This is a genomic window from Bradyrhizobium sp. (genome assembly GCF_004799445.1).
Taxonomy (GTDB): domain Bacteria; phylum Pseudomonadota; class Alphaproteobacteria; order Rhizobiales; family Xanthobacteraceae; genus Bradyrhizobium.
Genome location: NZ_SSNA01000129.1, coordinates 1 through 14,724 on the forward strand (window position 1 = coordinate 1; position 14,724 = coordinate 14,724).

General features: G+C 62.2%; 16 protein-coding genes and 2 pseudogenes. 12 read left to right on the forward strand and 6 right to left on the reverse strand.

Going from position 1 to position 14,724, the window contains the following annotated elements; all coding sequences use genetic code 11:
* The 3 genes and pseudogenes from E8A46_RS18000 to E8A46_RS18010 all read right to left on the reverse strand — a co-directional run.
* A pseudogene (locus E8A46_RS18000) lies at positions 1-152 on the reverse strand (Flp pilus assembly protein CpaB); the annotation flags it as partial.
* Positions 153-281: 129 nt separating this feature from the next.
* Positions 282-806, reverse strand: coding sequence for a prepilin peptidase (locus tag E8A46_RS18005; protein ID WP_291563589.1), 525 nt, complete (start codon positions 804-806; stop codon positions 282-284).
* Between the two features lie 314 nt (positions 807-1,120).
* A complete protein-coding gene (locus tag E8A46_RS18010; RefSeq protein ID WP_291563592.1) occupies positions 1,121-1,285 on the reverse strand; it encodes a Flp family type IVb pilin in 165 nt (54 codons plus the stop codon).
* Positions 1,286-1,600: 315 nt separating this feature from the next.
* On the opposite strand from E8A46_RS18010, the gene E8A46_RS18015 reads away from it, so the two are divergent.
* Complete coding sequence (locus E8A46_RS18015; protein ID WP_291563594.1) at positions 1,601-2,428, forward strand: sterol desaturase family protein; 828 nt, start codon at positions 1,601-1,603, stop codon at positions 2,426-2,428.
* A gap of 131 nt (positions 2,429-2,559) precedes the next feature.
* On the forward strand, positions 2,560-3,054 hold the full coding sequence (locus E8A46_RS18020; protein ID WP_291563597.1) for a pilus assembly protein N-terminal domain-containing protein: 495 nt from the start codon (positions 2,560-2,562) through the stop codon (positions 3,052-3,054).
* 358 nt (positions 3,055-3,412) lie between these two features.
* Here E8A46_RS18020 and E8A46_RS18025 read toward each other — a convergent pair whose 3' ends face one another.
* The 3 genes from E8A46_RS18025 to E8A46_RS18035 all read right to left on the reverse strand — a co-directional run bounded on the left by E8A46_RS18025 (position 3,413) and on the right by E8A46_RS18035 (position 5,659).
* Positions 3,413-3,625 carry a cold-shock protein gene (locus E8A46_RS18025; protein WP_011474122.1) on the reverse strand — a complete coding sequence of 71 codons (213 nt, stop codon included), beginning with the start codon at positions 3,623-3,625 and terminating at the stop codon, positions 3,413-3,415.
* Positions 3,626-3,910: 285 nt separating this feature from the next.
* Positions 3,911-4,192 carry a translation initiation factor IF-1 gene (gene infA, locus E8A46_RS18030; protein WP_291563627.1) on the reverse strand — a complete coding sequence of 94 codons (282 nt, stop codon included), beginning with the start codon at positions 4,190-4,192 and terminating at the stop codon, positions 3,911-3,913.
* A gap of 24 nt (positions 4,193-4,216) precedes the next feature.
* Entirely contained in the window at positions 4,217-5,659 is a 1,443-nt protein-coding gene (locus tag E8A46_RS18035; RefSeq protein WP_291563631.1) for a DEAD/DEAH box helicase, read from the reverse strand.
* 553 nt (positions 5,660-6,212) lie between these two features.
* Between E8A46_RS18035 and urtA the strand changes: the two genes are divergently transcribed.
* From urtA to ureC, 10 genes and pseudogenes are all read left to right on the forward strand, one after another.
* Positions 6,213-7,535 carry an urea ABC transporter substrate-binding protein gene (urtA, locus tag E8A46_RS18040; protein ID WP_291563634.1) on the forward strand — a complete coding sequence of 441 codons (1,323 nt, stop codon included), beginning with the start codon at positions 6,213-6,215 and terminating at the stop codon, positions 7,533-7,535.
* Positions 7,536-7,675: 140 nt separating this feature from the next.
* Positions 7,676-9,289, forward strand: a complete 1,614-nt coding sequence (gene urtB / locus E8A46_RS18045; RefSeq protein ID WP_291563636.1) for an urea ABC transporter permease subunit UrtB — start codon at positions 7,676-7,678, stop codon at positions 9,287-9,289.
* A gap of 229 nt (positions 9,290-9,518) precedes the next feature.
* A complete protein-coding gene (urtC, locus tag E8A46_RS18050) occupies positions 9,519-10,688 on the forward strand; it encodes an urea ABC transporter permease subunit UrtC (protein ID WP_291563639.1) in 1,170 nt (389 codons plus the stop codon).
* 4 nt (positions 10,689-10,692) lie between these two features.
* The gene (gene urtD, locus E8A46_RS18055; protein WP_291563640.1) at positions 10,693-11,454 is read left to right on the forward strand and encodes an urea ABC transporter ATP-binding protein UrtD; all 762 of its coding nucleotides are present in this window, start codon (positions 10,693-10,695) and stop codon (positions 11,452-11,454) included.
* 3 nt (positions 11,455-11,457) lie between these two features.
* Positions 11,458-12,153: an urea ABC transporter ATP-binding subunit UrtE gene (gene urtE, locus E8A46_RS18060; protein WP_291563641.1), complete on the forward strand. Its 696-nt coding sequence runs from the start codon at positions 11,458-11,460 to the stop codon at positions 12,151-12,153.
* Between the two features lie 57 nt (positions 12,154-12,210).
* The gene (locus E8A46_RS18065) at positions 12,211-13,047 is read left to right on the forward strand and encodes an urease accessory protein UreD (RefSeq protein WP_291563642.1); all 837 of its coding nucleotides are present in this window, start codon (positions 12,211-12,213) and stop codon (positions 13,045-13,047) included.
* A gap of 86 nt (positions 13,048-13,133) precedes the next feature.
* Positions 13,134-13,436, forward strand: a complete 303-nt coding sequence (locus E8A46_RS18070; protein WP_291563643.1) for an urease subunit gamma — start codon at positions 13,134-13,136, stop codon at positions 13,434-13,436.
* A gap of 19 nt (positions 13,437-13,455) precedes the next feature.
* Positions 13,456-13,761 carry an urease subunit beta gene (locus E8A46_RS18075; protein WP_291563644.1) on the forward strand — a complete coding sequence of 102 codons (306 nt, stop codon included), beginning with the start codon at positions 13,456-13,458 and terminating at the stop codon, positions 13,759-13,761.
* 131 nt (positions 13,762-13,892) lie between these two features.
* Positions 13,893-14,321 (forward strand): DUF559 domain-containing protein, encoded by a 429-nt coding sequence (locus E8A46_RS18080; protein WP_291563645.1) that lies wholly within the window; start codon positions 13,893-13,895, stop codon positions 14,319-14,321.
* Positions 14,318-14,724: pseudogene (ureC, locus tag E8A46_RS18085) on the forward strand (urease subunit alpha); the annotation flags it as partial. The gene E8A46_RS18080 and the pseudogene ureC, both read left to right, overlap by 4 nt.

The following is a 14,724-nucleotide window of genomic DNA, read 5'->3' on the forward strand; positions in this document are numbered from 1 at the left end:
CCGATATCGACTTTGGCCACGAGAACGTCGACGGTCTGCAGTTGCGCGACCGGCGCCGGAGGCGGTGTGCTGTCCGATCCACTCGCAAGATATGCCGCGATGCCGCCGGCACCGACAGCGATGGTCAGGACGACAATGCGGGCGGTATTCATACGCTTCACTTTCCACATTACGCTTGCGACGCTTCCGTCGCCGTGATGGGAGTTGACCAGCTATTCGTCAAAGCATGGTTAATGAGGCGTATCTAAATCGCCTTAACGGCGGGTTTACCTCTGCGGCGATCAGCGAATGACGAAATGCGCCAGGTCGACCGCCTTGATCCATTCCGTCTCCGGGTAGATCACCAATGCGCCGATCGCGAGTGCGATGCCGTAGGGGATCCCGCTTTCCTTGGCGTGCAGTTTGAGCAGCCACGCCTGGCCGGCCAGCTGGTAAGGCAACGGCCATTGCCGGAACTGGAGCAGTAACAGCGTCAGGACGCCTCCGAACAGCGAGGCATAGACCAGATAGTCCAGCAGATGACCGAAGCCGAACCATAGCGCCGCACCGGCCGCCACCTTGGCGTCCCCGCCGCCGACCCAGCCCAGGGCAAAGCAGACAAAAGCCAGCGCGAGCACGGCGGCGCCGGCACCCAGATGCCTGAGGATGTCGGAAAATTCCATGCCGCTCAGCAAAGCCAGCGCCAGGAAGCCGGCCGCCAACGCCAGCGACACCCGGTTCGAAATGGTCATGGTGAAGAGGTCACTCGCCGCCGCGAACGCCATCAGGGCCGGAAACAGCAGAAGGCGTGCAACGTCGAGGATCATGGATTTATGCGGCCTGTGCTGCTGACCAGAGGTCGGAGGGTGGTCCGAGCCTAGCGTCCAGAAGTGAACAATCGGGAAATGGCACGGCTACGACCACATACTTGCAATTCGGCAGGCGAGAACCACAAGCGCCAGCGCCAATGCGGCACAGACCACTTTCGTCGGGGAATCGTCTCGGCTGGCGGGCGGCAAGAACGCCGTTTTCGCGGCGGCAGGGGTCGGGGTACGCATGATCCTACGCTACCTACTGCAAGCAGAAGCAAAAAAGGGCCCCGGTAACCCCGAGGCCCTTCTTCACGTCCGAGTAACGTCGCTTACTTCAGCGAGGTGTTGATCGAGGTGAACTTGGTGTTCAGGTTGCTGCCGAGGCCGTTAACGACAGCGATAATCGCGAGCGAAATGCCGGCTGCAATGAGGCCGTATTCGATGGCGGTAGCGCCGGACTCGTCCTTCACGAAACGCGCAATCAGATTCTTCATTAGGTAACTCCATGTGAACACGTGGCTGGTCGAACTAACTGTGGTCGCGCCGGCGTTCTCAGCACCGTGACCATGGCAAACCCTAAGGTCGGACAATTGCAGTGCGGTTAATTCGATCACGTAAACATCACTGGAACCGGCTGTTCTGAAGCAGAGTAAATTTCGAATTAAGGCAGTTCGCGCAATGCGATCAAGGTTAGCCCGGGCTGATTTCGCTCATTATTCAAGCGCCGGCGAGTGGCGTCGGGCGTTCTGGTTTACGGCTCCTTAAGCCCCGGGGCGTACCCGTAAAAGACCCGATCAGACGAGGCCTTCATGCCCACTTTAGCTCTGGAAGTCGTCGAGATGCTTGGCCAGACGATCGCCAAGATCGTACCCATCACGATTGGGCTGGCGCTGGTGTTCTCGGTGCTGACCCATTTCTGGGCCTGCAATCCCGGGGCGCCCTGGTGGCGCAAGCGTGAACTCGTCACCGACATCTGTTACTGGTTCTTTGTCCCATTGTTTGCGCGGGTGCTGCGGATCGGGCTGCTCGTGCTTGGCACCGGCGTGATCTTCAAGATTCACGACGCCGACGAATTGATTGCGTTTTACGACAACGGCCACGGTCCGCTGTCCCAACTGCCGCTTTGGTTGCAGGGGCTGTTGTTCCTGGTTCTGTCCGACTTCATGCTGTACTGGCTGCACCGGCTGTTTCACGGCGGCGGCTTCTGGAAGTATCACGCGATCCATCATTCGTCAGAAGAGCTGGACTGGATTTCGGCGGCGCGCTTCCACCCCGCAAACCTGTTCCTCGGGACCATTGCCGTCGACGTGATATTGCTGATGGCCGGCATTTCGCCCAACATCATGCTCTGGGTCGGACCATTCACGACATTCCATTCGGCCTTCGTTCACGCCAATCTCAACTGGACGCTTGGCCCGTTCAAATATGTGCTGGCAACGCCGGTGTTTCATCGCTGGCATCACACGCCTCTGGAAGAGGGCGGCAATACCAACTTCGCCGGGACATTTCCGATCTGGGACATCCTTTTTGGAACATTCCGGATGCCGGAAAACAGGCTCCCCGAAAACTACGGTGCCGACGTTCAGGGCATTCCGTCCGAGATTGTCGGACAGCTGGCCTACCCGTTTCGTCAGTAGGCTCGCCGAGGGGGCCGAGAATCTCGGTCCCGTTTGCAGTTCGTTCACACATTGACGTCAGATTTGCCCCGTCGGGCGCCGGTTCCGCTGCGTATCGCTTTAGCCGGCTTGTCAACGCCCCGGGGTATTGTATGTCGTTCAGGTCCTTGCGCACCTTCGTGCGCGCGCGTTTCGTGTTCCGGTCGTTGGCGGCTGGAATGCTGTTGTGGCCGGTAGCCGTCCTTGCCGAGCCGTCGGCCGACTCCATCGCAGTCAATGTCGATCAGGCAAGGCTCGTCAAGCTTCCCGCCCGCGTGGCCACCATCGTCGTCGGAAATCCACTGATTGCGGACGTCGCGCTGCAAGCCGGCGGAGTGCTCGTCGTGACCGGCAAGGGCTACGGCGCAACCAATTTCATTGCGATGGACCGCGGTGGCGAGGTGCTGGTGGATCGCGTCATTCAGGTCGAAGGTCCGACCGACCAGCTCATCACCGTTTACCGCGGCATCGATCGCGAATCATACACCTGCCGGCCGATCTGCCAGCGGCGCGTCACCCTTGGTGACGGCGACACCTTCTTCAAGGCGACGATGGAGCAGGCCGGCACTCTCAGCAGCTCGGCCGGCGGCGCCGCGGGTGCCAAGTAATAGAACCTTGATGCCGGCCGACAATGTGGGTCGGCCTTGCCGCGCTTGCGGCCGGTGCGAGGCGCTCTTCTGAAAATGATTAACACCGGGTTAACGAAGCGGGTCGTCCTCGTGAACCTGAGCGAGGTCACCTATACAAGGCCGCGCCAGTCGAGATGTGTTTTCTATCCCTCGACTCCGGCCGGCACCCCGCCGTCCTGTCCGACCTTGTGACGTGGACGCTTCGGTCGCCATCCCCGGCACGGGGTCGCCACATCGTTCAAAGCAAAAAAAGGCCGCGCCAGAGCGCGGCCTTTCTTCTTGGGTGTTCGGGCGGAGCAACCTCGCAGCCGCGGCCTGCGCGGACCGACGGGTTAGCTTAGCCGGCGGCGCGCAGATTGTCGGCCGAAGACTTGCCAGAACGGCGGTCCGCCACGATCTCGTAGCTGATCTTCTGGCCTTCACGCAGCGTTCCAAGTCCGGCGCGTTCGACGGCGCTGATGTGCACGAACACGTCGTTGCCGCCGTCATCCGGCTGGATAAAGCCGAAGCCCTTGGTCGCGTTAAACCACTTCACGGTTCCCATGCTCACGGGGGTAGTCCCTTCTCAAGATAGATATAGTAGAAACCCACTTTTTTCGGTGGGCTGGTGAGATCGAATTTTTGGAAGGGTCGTCAGCGTCTAAACCGGCTGTACCGGTGGATAGCTAATGTCGTCCGGCCGAAAATCGATTAAGTCATAATATTCCAAAATAGCCCCCAAAACAATCCTGACGTGCGCGATTTTTTGATCGCGTCCAGGGTTGCGACGGCAGGCCGCTGCTGGCGTCGATATGATCTCGACATTTGCTGTTGCGCAAGGCCGCGCCGGCGGCGCTTACCTGCGGCGGAATTGGCCGCGTGGCGGGGCGCCGCGCGGGCCGCTGCCGCCCGGACGCTCGTCCTTGTGACGGAAGATGAGCCGGCCCTTTTCCAGATCATAGGGCGACATCTCGATCGTCACCCGGTCACCGGCCAGCGTCTTGATCCGGTTCTTTTTCATCTTGCCTGCGGTGTAGGCGACGATCTCGTGTCCCGCGTCGAGCTGGACGCGGTAACGGGCATCGGGGAGGATTTCGGTCACCAGTCCTTCGAACTGGATCAGCTCTTCTTTAGCCATGTTTATCTCCAGGTCGATCGACCGCTAGCGTGGCCGTTGAGTGCGGTTGGGGCGGGTGTTCGGACGGCTTTCGCGGTGTAGAAAAGCGACGCCCTGCATCCCTTCGGCCTTGCCGCCGCCTTGCGACGGACGAAGCGGCTCGTTCCGATTGACCTCGTGCCGGTTGGTTGGTGGAGCGCCACTATTACCACCAGGACGGCGGCCTCGGCGAGGGCCTTTCGATCCCGGCGCGGCGTCATTTGCGCGTCCGGCATGCACGCGCGGTGCAGAGCGCGCGCCACGATTTTGCGCCGGGGCCGGCGCTGCATCGCGATGACCAGGCGTGCGGCGGTCTTCCTTCGGCAGCGCGATGCGGATCAGCTTCTCGATATCGCGCAGATACGCCATCTCCTCGCCGCCAGCGACGAGCGAGATCGCGACGCCTTCGGCGCCGGCGCGCGCGGTGCGGCCGATGCGATGGACGTAGGTCTCGGGTATGTTGGGAAGATCGAAATTCACCACATGGCTGATGCCGTCGACGTCGATGCCGCGGGCGGCAATGTCGGTGGCGACCAGCGTGAGGATCTCGCCGGTGCGGAATGCCGCCAGCACCCGCTCGCGGTGATTTTGCGACTTGTTGCCGTGAATGGCGTCGGCGGTGATGCCGGCCCTTGCGAGGCCCTTCACCACCTTGTCGGCGCCATGCTTGGTGCGGGTAAAGATCAGCGCGCGGCTGACCTTCTCCTGCTTCAACAGCTGCGCCAAGAGGGCAGGCTTGGCCGAGTGGTCGACCTGGATGATGCGCTGGGTGATGCGCTCGACCGTCGAGGCGACCGGCGTCACGGCCACCCGCGCGGGGTCACGCAGCATCGCTTCCGCCAGTTCGGCGATATCCTTCGGCATCGTCGCCGAGAAGAATAGCGTCTGCCGCCTGACCGGCAATTTGGCGACGATCTTGCGGATATCGTTGATGAAGCCCATGTCGAGCATGCGGTCGGCCTCGTCGAGCACGAGAAACTCGACCTGTCCGAGTTTCAGCCCGTTGCTTTGCACGAGATCGAGCAGGCGGCCCGGCGTGGCCACCAGGACTTCGACGCCTTGCATGATCGAGCGGACCTGGCGTCCCATCGGCACGCCGCCGATCGCCAGCGCCGATGTCAGGCGCATATGGCGGCCGTAGGCGTTGAAACTGTCAAGGATTTGCCCCGACAATTCGCGCGTGGGGCTGAGGACGAGCACGCGGCAGGCCTTGGGCTGCGGCTTGATGCGATTTTCCAGAATGCGGTGCAGGATCGGCAGCGCGAACGCCGCGGTCTTGCCGGTGCCGGTCTGGGCGATGCCGACCACGTCACGGCCAGCGAGTGCAAGGGGAATGGTTTGAGCCTGGATGGGCGTGGGCGTCAGATAATTCTCTTCTTTGAGCGCACGGGAGATGGGATCGGCGAGGCCGAAATCCTGAAAGGAGGTCAAAAGGTGGGTACTTTCCATTGTAAAAGGCAGGCGCCCGACAATGATAGTCAGGAGCGCGCGAGGGGGTGTCTGAGACACCCGCGTGTTTGGGGCGTCGGTTTTGGTTAGCTGAAGGGGCAAGCCAGAAACCGTTGGACGGGCTCAGAACACGCGGCTCGCAGTGACCCGATGAATCCGGGGTCGTCCCCCCCATATGGAACACGAACACGGCGCTTTCAAGGTGAATTGTGCAACTCACCCCGTCCGGCCGTCAAAAACAGGCGCAACGGCTCCATTTACGGCCGATGGCGTGTCCAATTCCCGGGATCGGCTGCCAAAAATTTGTGCCGGCGATTTAGATGTTGGCCGAAATTGCTTATGAATTAAACATTTTGCAACCGAAGCACACATTTTTCTGGCCTAAATATTAGGCATATTCTCGAAATTGCTGACGGGTGACGGCGAATTCTTCAACGAAGCCATGAGGTTACATCCATGAGGCGCCGTGGCATGGTTCTTGCGATTCCATTAACGCAGGCGGCCGTTGGGGCCGTTCGCAGCGTTTCACGCCTGCGTCAGGGAGAGACATTTCATGCTTACACAGCTTATTACTCACGATCTTACGACGTTGAGCCGCCGCCGCTGGCTCGCGGCGACCGCCGGGCTGGCTTTGGGCCTGGCCGCGTTTTCGACTGCGCAAGCCGCTGACGACACCATCAAGGTCGGCGTCCTTCACTCGTTGTCGGGCACCATGGCGATCAGCGAGACCACGCTGAAGGATACGGTCCTGTTCATGATCGATGAGCAGAACAAGAAGGGCGGCGTGCTTGGCAAGAAGCTGGAGGCTGTCGTCGTCGATCCCGCGTCGAACTGGCCACTGTTTGCGGAAAAAGCGCGCGAGCTGATCACCAAGGACAAGGTCGCGGTGGTGTTCGGTTGCTGGACCTCGGTGTCGCGCAAATCCGTGCTTCCGGTATTCAAGGAGCTCAACAACATCCTGTTCTACCCGGTGCAGTACGAGGGTGAGGAGAGCGAGCGCAACGTGTTCTACACCGGCGCTGCGCCGAACCAGCAGGCTATTCCCGCGGTCGACTACCTGATGAAGGACGAAAAGGTGAAGCGTTGGGTGCTGGCCGGCACCGACTACGTCTATCCGCGCACCACCAACAAGATCCTCGAAGCCTATCTGAAGTCGAAGGGTGTCGCCCAGGGCGACATCATGATCAACTACACTCCGTTCGGTCATAGCGACTGGCAGACCATCGTGGCCGACATCAAGAAGTTCGGCTCGGCCGGCAAGAAGACCGCAGTGGTTTCGACCATCAACGGCGACGCCAACGTTCCCTTCTACAAGGAACTCGGCAACCAAGGCATCAAGGCGACCGATATTCCGGTGGTCGCGTTCTCGGTCGGTGAAGAGGAACTCGCCGGCATCGACACCAAGCCACTGCTCGGCCATCTCGCCGCCTGGAACTACTTCGAGTCGATCAAGACCCCGGCGAACGAGAAGTTCATCAAGGACTGGCAGGCCTACACCAAGAACCCGAAGCGCACGACCAATGATCCAATGGAAGCGACCTATATCGGCTTCAACATGTGGGTGAAGGCGGTCGAAAAGGCGAAGTCGGTCGATGCAGACAAGGTGATCGACGCGTTGCCCGGCACCGAAACGCCGAACTTGACCGGTGGCGTCTCGAAGATGCTGCCGAACCACCACATCACCAAGCCGGTGTTCATTGGCGAAATCAAAGGCAATGGCCAGTTCGACGTGGTGTGGAAGACACCTGGCCTGGTTGCTGGCGACGCCTGGTCGAAGGAGCTGCCGGATTCCAAGGATCTGATCGGCGATTGGGTCGGCAAGAAGTGCGGCAACTACAACACCAAGACCAACAAATGCGGCGGTCAGGGCTCCTGATAACAGGAACATGATCCTCAAAAACCGGGGCAAACGCGAAGCGTTTGCCCCGCGATCATGCTAGACTAAAAAACTCATCCACGAGACCTGGGGGGCGGCGATGTCGCCGCCTTCCTCACTAATTCTGCCGGGGTCATCCAGTGGTCGCCAATGTTCTTGACCGTCTTCGCGCGCTTGTCCTCTCAGTCTTCTTGATCGCCGTCTTCGCCTTGCCAGCGTTCGCTGGGCCGTTCGAGGACGCGGTCGCCAAATTCGCCAATGACGAGTTCTCGGACACCGAAGAGGCCATCGGTGTCGTTGCAACATCGGGCAATCCGCTCGCCTTTCCCATCGTCAGCGCACTCCAGGACGGCCGGCTGTCGGCCGATCCCGACACCAAGAACGTCTATGTCACGCAAGCGGACGGCAAGATCATCGACGCCGCAACCGGCGCGGCCGTGGACAAGCTGCCGGACAATGCCGCTGCCGTGCGCCTCAACAACCGCCTGCGCCGCACCGTCGAGGCCGCGCTCGGCGGCCTGACCCTGCTGTCGCCCGATCCGGTCAAGCGGGTCGCCGCCGCGCAGTCGGTTTTCAAGACCCACGACGAAACCATGCTGCCTGTCGTCGACGGCGCGCTGCAAAAGGAGACCAACAAGGCCGCGAAGCTCGCCTTTACCGAAGCGCGCGCGGCCATCCTGCTTTTCAAGCCCGACGCCACCGATGCCGAAAAGCTCGAAGCCATCGCCACCATCAAGGCGCGCGGCGACCAGGAAGCACTGGCGCTGCTGACTGGCCTTTCCGGAGAACAGCCGCCCGCGATCGCGCGTGCGGCGGCCAATGCGACGTCGGCCATCCAGAGCAATCTCGCGCTGTGGTCGGCGGTGCAGAATGCCTGGTACGGCGTGTCGCTCGGCTCGGTTCTGCTGCTCGCGGCGATCGGCCTTGCCATCACCTTCGGCGTGATGGGGGTCATCAACATGGCCCATGGCGAGATGGTGATGATCGGCGCCTACACCACCTTCGTGGTGCAGGAAACGATCCGCACCAGCTATCCGGGTCTGTTCGATTACTCGCTCCTGATCGCCGTGCCGCTGGCCTTCATCGTTGCCGGCGCGATCGGGGTCGTGATCGAACGAACGATCATTCGCTTCCTCTACGGTCGGCCGCTGGAAACGCTGCTGGCGACCTGGGGCCTCTCGCTGGTGTTGCAACAGGCGGTGCGCACCGCCTTCGGCCCCACCAACCGCGAAGTGGGCAATCCCTCCTGGATGAGCGGCGCGTTCGAGCTTGGACAGATCACGATCACCTATAACCGGCTGTGGATCCTCTGCTTCACGATGGCCGTGTTCGTAATCCTGCTTGCCATGCTGCGCTATACCGCGCTCGGCCTGGAGATGCGCGCGGTGACCCAGAACCGCCGCATGGCGGCGTCGATGGGGATCGCCACCTCGCGGGTCGATGCGCTGACCTTCGGTCTCGGCTCGGGCATCGCCGGGATCGCCGGCGTGGCGTTGTCGCAGATCGACAATGTCAGCCCCAATCTCGGCCAGAGCTACATCATCGACTCCTTCATGGTGGTGGTGTTCGGCGGGGTCGGCAATTTGTGGGGCACCCTGGTCGGTGCGTTCACGCTCGGCATCGCCAACAAGTTCCTGGAGCCGGTCGCCGGCGCCGTGCTCGGCAAGATCGCCATTCTGGTGCTGATCATCCTGTTTATCCAGAAACGCCCGCGCGGCCTGTTCGCGCTCAAGGGGCGGGCGGTGGAAGCATGACGCCCCTCATTGCAATTTGCCCAGTATCGCCGAGCACCTCCCTCTCCCGCTTGCGGGGGAGGGTTGGGGTGGGGGCTCTCTCCGCAACGAGAATGTCGAACGGGTGGATAGTCCTTCCCCCACCCGCCGCGCTCCGCGCCATAGCCGAAGCTTCGCTTCGGCGTTCTTATTTAAGAACGGCCGTCGAAGGCGGCCTATGCTCCCCCGCAAGCGGGAGAGGTAAAGGTCAATGATGCCGCATGTGCTCACGCGCTCGCTGGACCGCAGCGCGACCGTGTTCCTGATCGTGGTCGCCGCCTGCGGCGTGCTGATCCCGCTGTCAAACCTGCTGCTGCCGTCCGGCTCGATGCTGCAAGTGCCGACCTATCTGGTCGCGCTGTTCGGCAAATATGTCTGCTACGCCGTTCTGGCGCTCTCGATCGACCTGATCTGGGGCTATTGCGGCATCCTCTCGCTGGGCCATGGCGCGTTCTTTGCGCTCGGCGGTTACGCCATGGGCATGTATCTGATGCGCCAGATCGGCAGCCGCGGCGTCTACGGCAATCCGATCCTGCCTGACTTCATGGTATTCCTGAATTATCCGAAACTGCCGTGGTACTGGCACGGTTTCGATATGTTCTGGTTCGCAGCCCTGATGGTCGTTCTGGTGCCGGGTCTGCTGGCTTTCTGCTTCGGCTGGCTGGCTTTCCGTTCCCGCGTCACCGGCGTCTATCTCTCGATCATCACCCAGGCGATGACCTATGCCTTGTTGCTGGCGTTCTTCCGCAACGATTTCGGGTTCGGCGGCAACAACGGCCTGACCGATTTCAAGGACATCCTCGGCTTCAACGTGCAGGCCGACGGCACCCGTGCCGCGTTGTTCGCGTTGAGTTGCGTGGCGCTCGTCATCACCTTCCTGATATGCCGGGCGGTGGTGACCTCGAAGCTTGGCAAGGTGCTGATCGCGGTTCGCGACGCTGAGTCCCGGACCCGGTTTCTCGGCTACCGCGTCGAATCCTACAAGCTGTTCGTCTTCACGCTGTCGGCGTGCATGGCCGGCGTCGCCGGCGCGCTCTATGTGCCGCAGGTCGGCATCATCAATCCCGGCGAATTCGCGCCCGGCAACTCCATCGAGGCCGTGATCTGGGTCGCCGTCGGCGGCCGCGGCACGCTGATCGGGGCCGCGCTCGGCGCGGTCGTCGTCAACTACGCCAAGACCTTCTTCACGTCGGGCCCGTTGGCGCCCTATTGGCTGTTCATGCTCGGCGCGCTTTTCATTTTGGTAACGCTGCTGCTGCCGAAGGGTATCATCGGCACCTTCAATGCATGGTGGGAGCCGTGGAAGGCGCAGCGGATGTCGGCCGCGGCCGAAAGTGCTGCGCGCGAAGACGGCGTCAGCGAACCGAAGATGGCGGAGTGAGCGGATGAACGTCATGGATAACCGCTCAACCTCCGCGCTGCTCTATCTCGACGGCGTGCACGTCTCGTTCGATGGCTTTCACGCCATCAACAATCTGTCGCTGACGCTGGCGCCCGGCGAAATGCGCGCCATCATCGGCCCCAACGGCGCCGGCAAGACCACGATGATGGATATCATCACCGGCAAGACCAAGCCGGACGAGGGCACGGTTCTGTTCGACGGCGTCACCGACCTAACCAGGCTTGACGAGACCCGGATTGCCGAACTCGGGATCGGCCGCAAGTTCCAGAAGCCGACGGTGTTCGAGAGCCAGACCATCGAGGACAATCTGCTGCTGGCGCTCAACGTCGATCACAGCGTGAAGGGCACCCTGTTCTGGCGCGAAACCAGGCCTGAAACCGAACGCATCGAGCGCGTGCTCGAAACCATCCGCCTGAAGGACGCCCGCAACCGGTTGGCGGGCAGCCTGTCGCACGGCCAGAAGCAATGGCTGGAGATCGGCATGCTGCTGGCGCAGGACCCGAAGCTGCTCCTGGTCGACGAACCGGTCGCGGGAATGACCGACGTCGAAACCCACCAGACCGCCGAGCTTCTCAAGGAAATCAACAAGGACAAGACCGTCATGGTCGTCGAGCACGACATGACCTTTGTGCGCGAACTCGGCGTCAAGGTGACGTGCCTGCACGAAGGCAGCGTGCTGGCCGAGGGCACCATCGACCAGGTGTCGTCGAATGACCGCGTCGTCGAAGTCTATCTGGGGCGGTGATCCATGCTGAAGGTCGACAACATCAGCCTCTATTACGGCGCGGCCCAGGCGCTGCGCGGCGTCTCGCTCGCGGCCGAGCCGGGCAAGGTGACCTGTGTGCTCGGCCGCAACGGTGTCGGCAAGACCAGCCTGTTGCGCGCGATGGTCGGCCAGTATCCCGTTGCCAGCGGCGCGATCACCTTTGACGGCGTCGACATCACCGGTCTGAAGCCCTATGAGCGGGCGCGGCGCGGCATCGGCTTCGTGCCGCAGGGGCGCGAGATTTTTCCGCTGCTGACGGTGGAGGAAAACCTCAAGACCGGCTTCGGACCGTTGAAGCGCCAGGATCGCAACATTCCCGATGACGTGTTCTCGTTGTTCCCGGTGCTGCAATCGATGCTGGGCCGCCGCGGCGGCGATCTTTCCGGCGGCCAGCAGCAGCAGCTCGCGATCGGGCGGGCGCTGGTGATGCGGCCAAAACTGCTGCTGCTCGACGAGCCGACCGAGGGCATCCAGCCGTCGATCATCAAGGATATCGGACGCGCGATCACTTACCTTCGCAGCCTCGGCAACATCGCGATCGTGCTGGTCGAACAATATCTCGACTTTGCCTGCGAGCTCGGCGACAATTTCGCGGTGATGGACCGGGGCGCGGTGAAATACGCCTGCGATCGGAGCAATCTCGACGCGAGCGAGATCAGCCGGCAGATGGCGCTGTAGTGGGCTTGTGATGCGGCCGGCAGCGGTCGCGCGCCCTTTGGGGTGAGTTGGGGGCGAATGCGGACCGGTACCACGAGCGCGACTTCGGCGATTTTCGCGGCCAACCGTGCCCAGGGCGCGGTGACCTTCGACGTTCACCAGGCCGACGGCGTCACCCGTCGCCGCCATCTCCATGAATCCGGCTCGCTGCGCGTGCGTTTCCCCTCGCCCGAGGCGGAAGGCCTGTCGGCGGTATTCGTGAACACCGCCGGCGGGGTGGCCGGCGGCGATCGTTTCGACATCGAGATTGCGACCGGCGAAGGGTCGCGGCTCGCGGTGACGACGGCGGCGGCGGAAAAAATCTACCGGGCCCAGGGTCCCGCCGCGCGGCTCAGCATTGCGCTGAAGGCGGAGGCCGGCTCGCATCTTGCCTGGCTGCCGCAGGAGACCATTCTGTTCGACCGGGCGCGGGTGCTGCGCCGGTTCGATATTGATCTGGCGGAAAGCGCCTCGCTCCTGCTCTGCGAAATCGTGGTGTTCGGCCGTGCGGCGATGGGAGAGCGGATGCTGGAGGGCGAATTCGTCGAGCGCTGGCGGCTACGCCGCGGCGGTCGGCTGATATTTGCCGAGAACATTCGCCTCGATGGCGGTATCGGCGAAAAGCTTGCGAGCCCTGCGATCGCCAAGGGCGGCGTGGCGATCGGCACCGCACTGATCGTGCCGGGCGACGAGGCGCTGGTGGAGCGGATTCGCGGCGAGACCAAATCGTTCGGCGGCGAGGTCGGCATCTCCTGCTGGAATGGATTTGCAATGGCCCGCTTCTGTGCCCAAGATGCCGCCCGGCTGCGCGCCGACATGATGTTGGTGCTCGGCCGCGCCAGTGGCGCGGCGTTGCCGCGGCTTTGGCTCAACTAGGTGGCTCAACCAGGATGGCTCAACCAGTGTGGCTCAACTAAAATGCCGGCTCAACCGGATCAGTCCAGGTCAATCAGAGTGCTCGCATGAATCTGTCTCCCCGCGAAAAGGACAAGCTGCTGATTTCAATGGCGGCCATGGTGGCGCGACGCCGGCTGGAGCGCGGCGTCAAGCTCAACCATCCGGAAGCCATCGCCATCATCTCCGACTTCATCGTCGAGGGCGCGCGTGACGGCCGCACCGTGGCCGAGCTGATGCAGGCCGGCGCGCAGGTGCTGACCCGCGCCCAGGTGATGCCGGGCATCGCCGAGATGATCCACGACATCCAGGTCGAAGCGACGTTCCCGGACGGCACCAAGCTTGTCACCGTGCACGAGCCGATCAGATGACTGAGGAGAAAAACATACGATGATCCCCGGTGAATTCTTCATCAAGGACGGCGAGATCGAGCTCAATGCCGGCCGCAAGACCGTGACGCTGACGGTCGCCAATACCGGCGATCGTCCGATCCAGGTCGGCTCGCACTACCATTTCTTCGAAACCAATCCGGCGCTGAAGTTCGAGCGCAAGAAGGCCCGCGGCATGCGGCTCGATATCGCCGCCGGCACCGCCGTCCGCTTCGAGCCGGGCCAGACCCGCGACGTGCATCTGGTGGCGCTCGCAGGAAAGCGCACCGTCTACGGCTTCCGCGGCGAAGTGATGGGGAAGTTGTGATTTCGTGTGAGGCGATCGGAACTGTCGCACTCCCTCCCCCACGCAACCGGGGTTTACCCCGGTTGCGCATTGTAAGTTTGCGCAAGTCGGGCAGGCCCGACTTGCGACGGGGGAGGGTTGGGGAGGGGGGTATGCCGCATCACGAGGTCGGAGAGATTCAGCGAGGCCGTGCCAAACGTCTAAGGCGCACGATGACGCGAGCTGAAAACCTGTTGTGGCGGCATCTGAAAGCACTTCGGCTTGCTGCTCTCGGATTTCGTCGTCAGAGCCCAATGGGCAGCTATATCGCGGACTTCGTCGCGCATTCCTGCAAGCTCGTCGTTGAGGTCGACGGCGAAAGCCATGATTTTGAATCGCGTCTGCGTCACGATAGTCGTCGTGATGAGTGGTTCTCGTCTCGCGGATACCGCGTGCTTCGATTCGCCAGTGATGATGTGATGAAGAATCTGGAAGGCGTTGTGGTCGCCATTGGTCTGGCGGCTGAGCGAGCGGCACCCCCCTCCCTGACCCTCCCCCGCAAGGGGGGAGGGAACTCTTCTCCCGATGGAGCGGAATCATGAGCACCAAGATCAAACGTTCCGTCTATGCCGACATGTTCGGGCCGACCACCGGCGACCGGGTGCGGCTCGCCGATACCGATCTCATCATCGAGGTGGAGAAGGATTTCACCGTCTACGGCGAAGAGGTCAAATTCGGCGGCGGCAAGGTGATCCGCGACGGCATGGGCCAGTCGCAGGTCACCAACAGACAGGGCGCGGCCGACACCGTCATCACCAATGCGCTGATCGTCGACCACTGGGGCATCGTGAAGGCCGACGTCGCGATCAAGCAAGGCATGATCTCGGCGATCGGCAAGGCGGGCAATCCCGATATCCAGCCCGGCGTCACCATCGTGATCGGTCCCGGCACCGACATCATCGCCGGCGAGGGAAAGATCCTCACCGCCGGCGGCTTCGACAGCCA